8 protein-coding genes are annotated in these 6535 nt (G+C 40.9%); 5 read left to right on the forward strand and 3 right to left on the reverse strand.

All coding sequences use genetic code 11. The annotated features are described in order from the left end of the window. The coding region (locus tag K1X56_14545) for a gliding motility-associated C-terminal domain-containing protein (GenBank protein MBX7095938.1) at window positions 1-246 on the forward strand (246 nt) is incomplete at its 5' end. A gap of 107 nt (window positions 247-353) precedes the next feature. Next, on the forward strand, window positions 354-2204 hold the full coding sequence (locus K1X56_14550; GenBank protein ID MBX7095939.1) for a SpoIIE family protein phosphatase: 1851 nt from the start codon (window positions 354-356) through the stop codon (window positions 2202-2204). Here the strand turns inward: K1X56_14550 and K1X56_14555 are convergent. Together K1X56_14555 and K1X56_14560 are read right to left on the reverse strand one after the other, a co-directional pair. Continuing rightward, the gene (locus tag K1X56_14555; GenBank protein ID MBX7095940.1) at window positions 2201-3217 is read right to left on the reverse strand and encodes an amidohydrolase; all 1017 of its coding nucleotides are present in this window, start codon (window positions 3215-3217) and stop codon (window positions 2201-2203) included. The two genes, K1X56_14550 and K1X56_14555, sit on opposite strands and share 4 nt — an antisense overlap. Window positions 3218-3223: 6 nt before the next feature. Further along, on the reverse strand, window positions 3224-3760 hold the full coding sequence (locus K1X56_14560) for a 3-hydroxyanthranilate 3,4-dioxygenase (GenBank protein MBX7095941.1): 537 nt from the start codon (window positions 3758-3760) through the stop codon (window positions 3224-3226). A 108-nt stretch (window positions 3761-3868) separates the two neighbouring features. Here K1X56_14560 and K1X56_14565 point away from each other — a divergent pair, with 108 nt between their 5' ends. The 3 genes from K1X56_14565 (at window position 3869) to K1X56_14575 (ending at window position 6310) form a co-directional block, all read left to right on the forward strand. Beyond that, a complete protein-coding gene (locus tag K1X56_14565; GenBank protein ID MBX7095942.1) occupies window positions 3869-4657 on the forward strand; it encodes an SDR family oxidoreductase in 789 nt (262 codons plus the stop codon). Window positions 4658-4804: 147 nt separating this feature from the next. Beyond that, window positions 4805-5539, forward strand: coding sequence for an energy transducer TonB (locus K1X56_14570; GenBank protein MBX7095943.1), 735 nt, complete (start codon window positions 4805-4807; stop codon window positions 5537-5539). Window positions 5540-5560: 21 nt separating this feature from the next. Then, complete coding sequence (locus tag K1X56_14575; GenBank protein MBX7095944.1) at window positions 5561-6310, forward strand: energy transducer TonB; 750 nt, start codon at window positions 5561-5563, stop codon at window positions 6308-6310. 23 nt (window positions 6311-6333) lie between these two features. On the opposite strand, the gene K1X56_14580 is transcribed toward K1X56_14575, so the two are convergent. Then, on the reverse strand, window positions 6334-6535 hold a 202-nt coding region (locus K1X56_14580), incomplete at its 5' end, for a hypothetical protein (protein ID MBX7095945.1).

The following is a 6535-nucleotide window of genomic DNA, read 5'->3' on the forward strand; positions in this document are numbered from 1 at the left end:
AATGCGGATGAACACAATAATATTTTTCAGCCGGTGGTTCGCAATCTTGCCACGTATGAATTCTGGATTTTCAATCGCTGGGGAGAGGTGATTTTTCATTCTACCAATCCCAATGAAGGCTGGAATGGCACATTTAAAAATGTGATGTGTTTGAATGATGTTTATGTGTGGAAGATTGAATATTCCGATTACATAGAGCCCGATATTTATAAAGTGAAAATGGGACATGTCACCCTGGTGAAATAAACTTTGCTTATTTTTGACGAAATACTTTCCTCTTGCCAATTTTTAGAATTTTTTCCGTCTTTATTTTTTTTGGCCTGCTACATGCGGTCCATGCACAATCGAGTTTATTGAATCTGTCCGACTCCCTCTACTTCAGTGATCCGGATTCTTCATTTATTCTTTGTGAAAAAGCCATGGCGGATCCTTCGCTTCGCAGCAATGAAATTGAAATGGCAAGAGCGCATCGTTACAAGGCTCGTTATTATTTATTAAAAACGCGGTACGATGAAGCCAATGAAGAACTGACGCTTGCAGAAGAAATTTATTTACGAAAAAACAATGTTGGTGGTCAAGCCGATGTTTTACGTTTGCGCGCTATTTTATACGGACGGTTAAATAATCCCGTAGCAGAAACAGCCGCTATTAAGAAGGCCATTGAATTGTATCGTTCTATCGATGATCATAAGGGAATGATTCGTGTTCTGTTTAATTATTCGCTGGATGCTGCTCATCGCAGAGATACTTCTGAAGCGCGTTGGGCATTGGATGAATTGTTTTTGCTGGAGAGCTGGATGAAAGATTCGGATTTGTATTTTCTTTTTCAAAATCAGGGATTGTATTTTCTGGCATGCGATAAAGCGAAAGATGCCTTGCCCTGGTTCGAAAAAGCGATTGTAGTAGCGAAGGATCTTGACATGAAGGATAGTTATTCCACCGGTACGATGTTATTGGGACGCACCTATCGTTTGTTAGGTCAATCTGCAAAAGCAAAACAATACCTGGAAGAAAGTGTTTCATTTTCATTGGCGAATCATCTCGATTATGAGCGCAGTGAAGCATTGGAAGAGATGGTGGAGTTGTATAAAAGCCTGAATGATTTTAAAAATGCATTTTATACATTAAATAAACTGGTTGCGCTCAATGATACGCTTTACAATTTCGAGCGTATTAACCGCATCAATGATCTGGAGAAGAAAGTGATGCTGGGTAGAAAAGAAAAGGAGCTGGCAGAAAGTAAAATTGAAACAGCCGAACAAAAATTACATGCCGAAGAGGCGCGCCGTGAAGTTGGTTTTTTATGGTTTGTTATTTCTGTTGTACTGCTTGCTGCCGGTTTTAGTTTGTATTTGTATTACCGCACCAAGGGATTAAAGGATAAAATTCTCTATCAGTCGAAAGAATTAAAATTAAAACACGAAGAAGTCAGCGAAGCCTACCGCAACATTACCGATTCCATTCGCTATGCAAAACGTATTCAGGATGCGATTCTACCTTCTAACCGTATTGTAAAAGAATACCTGAAACAATCCTTTGTTTTGTACAAACCAAAAGATATTGTAGCCGGAGATTTTTACTGGATGGAGCAAATGAAAAATGAGCAGGGTGATTCGCTGATTATGTATGCGGTTTGCGATTGTACCGGACATGGTGTTCCCGGCGCTATGGTGAGTGTTTTAGGTTATAATGCCATCAACAGAGCCGTGCGTGAATTTTCGTTATGGAAACCGAATGAAGTATTGAATAAAGTAAATGAATTGGTAGAAGACACCTTTTCTAAAAGTGATGATCAGGTTTCGGATGGAATGGATGTTTCATTTTGTGTGCTGGATCTCGATAATCAAAAACTTTATTGGTCGGGCGCCAATAATCCTTTACTGATTGTGCGTGAAAAAGAATTACTGAGTTTTGCAGGCGACAAACAACCGATTGGACGTTTTGACCATAAATTCCCGTTTACACTGCACGAAATTGAACTGAAGCCGAAAGATTGTATCTATATATTTTCCGATGGATTTGCCGATCAGTTTGGCGGGGAGTCGGGCAAAAAAATGAAGCAATCGCGATTTAAAGAACTTTTGCTCGACGGTTGCAGTTATTCCATGGAGGAACAACGTCAACGTTTAAGTATAGAGTTCGACCGATGGAGAGGAGTGCTTGAGCAGATTGACGATGTGTGTGTAATCGGTGTAAGAATTTAAAGCAATTCTTCTTTTTTCATTCCTAACCACTCCAGCGCTGAGCCGCTAAGCATCATTTCTTTTTCGGCATCATTGTATTTCGAATCGCGGATCAGTTTTCCAGGTTGTAATTCTCCCAATGGAAAAGGATAATCGGTTCCCATAGCAATTTTCTCTGGACCGAACATGTCCACTACAAAATCCAGCATTTTTTCATCGTGTACCAGGGAGTCGATCCAGAATTTACGCAGATAATTGCGGGGTGGAACGTGGTTGTCGATGGCGCATAAATCGGGACGCACATCAAATCCGTGTTGTATGCGGCCAATGGTAGAAGGGAACGATCCTCCTCCATGTGCAAAGGCAACGCGTAATTGCGGCAGACGCTCAAAAATTCCGCCGAATATAAGTGAACAAATAGCACGTGAAGTTTCAGCAGGCATTCCTACCAGCCAGGGCAACCAATAGCGTTGAATCTGACTTTCGCCCATCATATCCCAGGGATGAATGAATAAGCAAAGATCGAGTTCCTGACATTTTTCGAATATGGGGAAAAATTGTGCTTCACTCAGATTTAATCCGTTGATGTTGGTTCCAATCTGAATTCCTTTTAATCCAATTTCTTTGCAACGGATTAATTCTTTAACGGCAAGAGCTGTGTCCTGCATCGGTAATGTACCGAGACCAACAAATCGTTTTGGATAACGTTTAACTACGTCGGCAATATGATCGTTGAGGAACACAGATGTTTCCAAACAATGTTCCGGTTTTGCCCAATAATGAAACATCACCGGTACGGTGGAAATAACCTGCACATCTACAATTTGATCGTCGCATTCCTGCATTCTCTTTTCTGCACTCCAGCAATTGTCTTCGATTTCACGAAAGAATTTATCGTCCTTCATCATTCTCGCGCAGCAAGGTTTATGATGATCCAGATGAATAAATCCGCCATAACCAAAACGCTCTTTCCAATTGGGAATGTGTTCGGGTAAAATATGGGTGTGAATATCGATGGTGAAATAGCGCGCCACTACGAATTAATTTTCGTGATCAGTAAATCGTTCATCCACTTCCATTACATGTCCGCAACTTTTGCAGGTGCGTAAATCTTCCGACATGTAGAACTCCCTGAATGTGGGAAGAAAATCTTTTTCTATGCTGCGTAATTTAAATCGCTTATCGAATAATTTGTGATTGCATTTATCGCAAAACCACATGAGACCATCATTCTCGTTTTCTCTTCGCTTACGTTCAATCACCAATCCAACTGTGTTTGCCGGACGAATCGGTGAATGGGGAATATTCGGAGGTAACAAAAATATTTCACCTTCTTTGATGGGGACTTCCACAGCTTTTCCGTCGATTTGAACTTTTACCAAAACATCTCCTTCAATCTGATAAAAGAATTCTTCACTCTCGTTAAAGTGATAATCTTTTCTGGCGTTGGGACCACCAACTACCATTACGATGAATTCAGTGTCCTGATAAATCACCTTATTATTCACCGGTGGTTTTAACAGATGGCGATTATCGTCGATCCATTGTTTGAAATTGAAAGGCATGATAACACTCATGGCAGAAGGATTTAGTTCATCATAAAAATAACAGTTTTTTCACTCTATAAACCGCTAAGAATTTTCTCTGGTGAAAAAATACTTTACATTCGTGATAAATACCTGATCATGAACATTGATTTACGTGGAAAAAAAGCCATGGTTTGCGGAAGCACCGATGGTATAGGCAAAGCCTCAGCGCTTGAATTGGCTTCGATGGGCGCATCGGTAATACTGGTGGCCCGTAATGAAGAAAAGCTGATTAAAACGAGAGATGAACTAAGCACATCGGCAGGTCAGGAACATCATTATATTGTTGCGGATTTTGATTTTCCTCCGGAATTAAAAATCAGAGTGGAAGATTTCATTGCTGAAAACGGACCGGTAAATATTTTGGTGAATAATACGGGCGGTCCTGCCGGAGGTCCTATTCTTGATGCCAAAAAGGAAGATTTTCTGCATGCCTTTAATGCACATTTAATTTGCAATCACATTTTGGTGCAATGTGTGGCTGAGGGAATGAAGGAAACCGGATACGGACGTATCATTAATATCATTTCCACTTCTGTTAAAGTTCCTCTTCACGGGTTAGGCGTATCGAACACCATTCGTGCTGCGGTGGCGAATTGGAGTAAGACGCTTGCGAATGAATTGGGTCGGTATGGAATTACGGTGAACAATGTTTTACCGGGAGCAACCATGACCAATCGTTTGGATAGCATCGCTAAGAAGCGCTCTGAGAAAAGTGGTAAAAGTCCCGAAGAAGTTTTAGCTGAAATGGCTGCAGAGGTTCCTATGTTACGTGTAGCACAGCCGCATGAAGTGGCCGCTGCCGTTGCTTTTTTAGCCTCTCCTGCTGCATCTTATATTAATGGAATTAATATTCCGGTAGACGGAGGCAGAACAGGCTCTTTATAATTTCTATTCACTTAGTTGAACTATAGAGGAGACCCCGTTCTCCTCTTTTTTTTACCGTTCCCTCAATCCTTTCTACCCCAGAATCAATACCTGGTCCCTTGCCGCAATAATACATACCCCTTCCTGTTTTTAGGCTAAAGAAGCGTTATGAACAGGAAATCCAATACTATTCCAAAGGGGATGTTCAGCATCGGAATGCTGATTGCATTATCGCTCACTCTTGTGGCATTTGAATGGACAAGTACTTCACCAAAACATGGTGATATCATCACTGCTGGTCATAGGATTGATATTGTCGACGAACCTATTCCTGTAGATCTACCGGAGCCACCAAAACCCAAGCATCAACCTCAGGAGCAAAAAAACGAAAGCAGTAAATCATCTAACGTTACCGAAATAGCAACGGAAATTACCAGCACTGAAAAAGAAGTGGAGGAATCGGTTGCAAAAATTACTGACGGAGAAAATGAAATCACTTTGGTATTTTCTGATACCACCGATAACATCATTGATGATGTAGATCCTGTGAATCCGGATGAGTTGGATACCAAACCTTATTTCCCGCATTGTAATCAAACCTCTTTTGCAGAACGATTTGAATGTTCTAAAAAGGAAATTAATTCCATTATCGTACGTAATATCCGAATTCCAAAAGATGTAAAAGAATCGCGTCGTAATCAGGAGGCATCGATTGTTTTTGTGGTGGACCGCAATGGAAATATTGGAGAAGTAACCGCCATCAACAAACGTAATCTGTCACCTTCCGTGATGGCAGAATGCGAGCGATTGATTCGCATGATTCCTACCATGGTTCCTGCTTCTAAAATGGGCAGACCTGTTCCTACTTATTTCCGAATTCCTATTTCATTTATAGTTGACTAATTCATCTTAAATCTTGTTGTTATGAATACGAAAAAAAATGAAAATGCAGAAATCCGCAACAAGAGAAGCGGATTGTTTCAACTGGGTCTTGTTTCTGCCATGGCAATTTGCCTGTGTGCATTTGAGTACACCACTTTCGAGAATAAAGAAGTATCAATTCGCGGAACTGTAATTCCGGATGAAATAATGGATGAGAAAGTGCTCGATATCGACCTGGAAATTCCAAAACCGAAAGAGCCGCAACCGGAACAGCGAAATGATAATCGTCCTGCAGGTCCCAGCAATGCGCCTTCTGCCGTTAATATTAATGTGGTCAATCACCCGGTGAGTCCCAATCAGAATTTGCCCAATATTGGAGATCCTACCGACTCCGTAGTAATTGGTGGAGGATTTACTGAGGATGTGATTGTAGAGGAAGATTTTACAATTGTAGAGGATATGCCTTATTGTGTAGAGTGTGCTTCTATAAAAGATAAGCAACAACGCGAACAGTGTACGCAGCAGAATATGTTTAAGACATTTAGTAAATACCTGAAGTATCCAGCATTTCCAAAAGAAAATAATATTTCTGGAACTGTTTTTGTTTCCTTCCGCATAAATAAAAACGGAAAAGTGGATGATGCACAAGTCATCCGTGGCGTTCAAAAGGACCTGGATGCAGAAGCATTACGTGTGGTAAATAAATTACCTGATATGATTCCCGGTCAACAACGTGGAAAGGCCGTAAATGTACGATACACGGTTCCCATTAAATTTACTTTACGCAATTAATAAGAGGTCCTTCGGGACCTTTTTTATGGCAGGATGATGAGTCGTTTTTCACTTGTGTTGCGAATGATTTTCCCAATAGCTGATAACTGATAGGTGGAAGAAAATTTTTCAGCTTCCGATTCGCTTACCGCTACCAGAAGTCCGCCGCTGGTTTGCGGATCACACAACAGCAGTAATGATTCACCCGAAATTCCTTCGGTGATCGACTGATAAGCGTTCCAGTTT

The organism is Flavobacteriales bacterium (assembly GCA_019694795.1).
Lineage (GTDB): Bacteria > Bacteroidota > Bacteroidia > Flavobacteriales_D > UBA2798 > UBA2798.

Excerpts from the sequence above, each read along its gene's own strand:
- K1X56_14560 (MBX7095941.1), bottom strand. The coding sequence starts at position 3,760 with ATGAGTGTTATCATGCCTTTCAATTTCAAACAATGGATCGACGATAAT.
- K1X56_14565 (MBX7095942.1), top strand. The coding sequence starts at position 3,869 with ATGAACATTGATTTACGTGGAAAAAAAGCCATGGTTTGCGGAAGCACC.
- K1X56_14570 (MBX7095943.1), top strand. The coding sequence starts at position 4,805 with ATGAACAGGAAATCCAATACTATTCCAAAGGGGATGTTCAGCATCGGA.
- K1X56_14575 (MBX7095944.1), top strand. The coding sequence starts at position 5,561 with ATGAATACGAAAAAAAATGAAAATGCAGAAATCCGCAACAAGAGAAGC.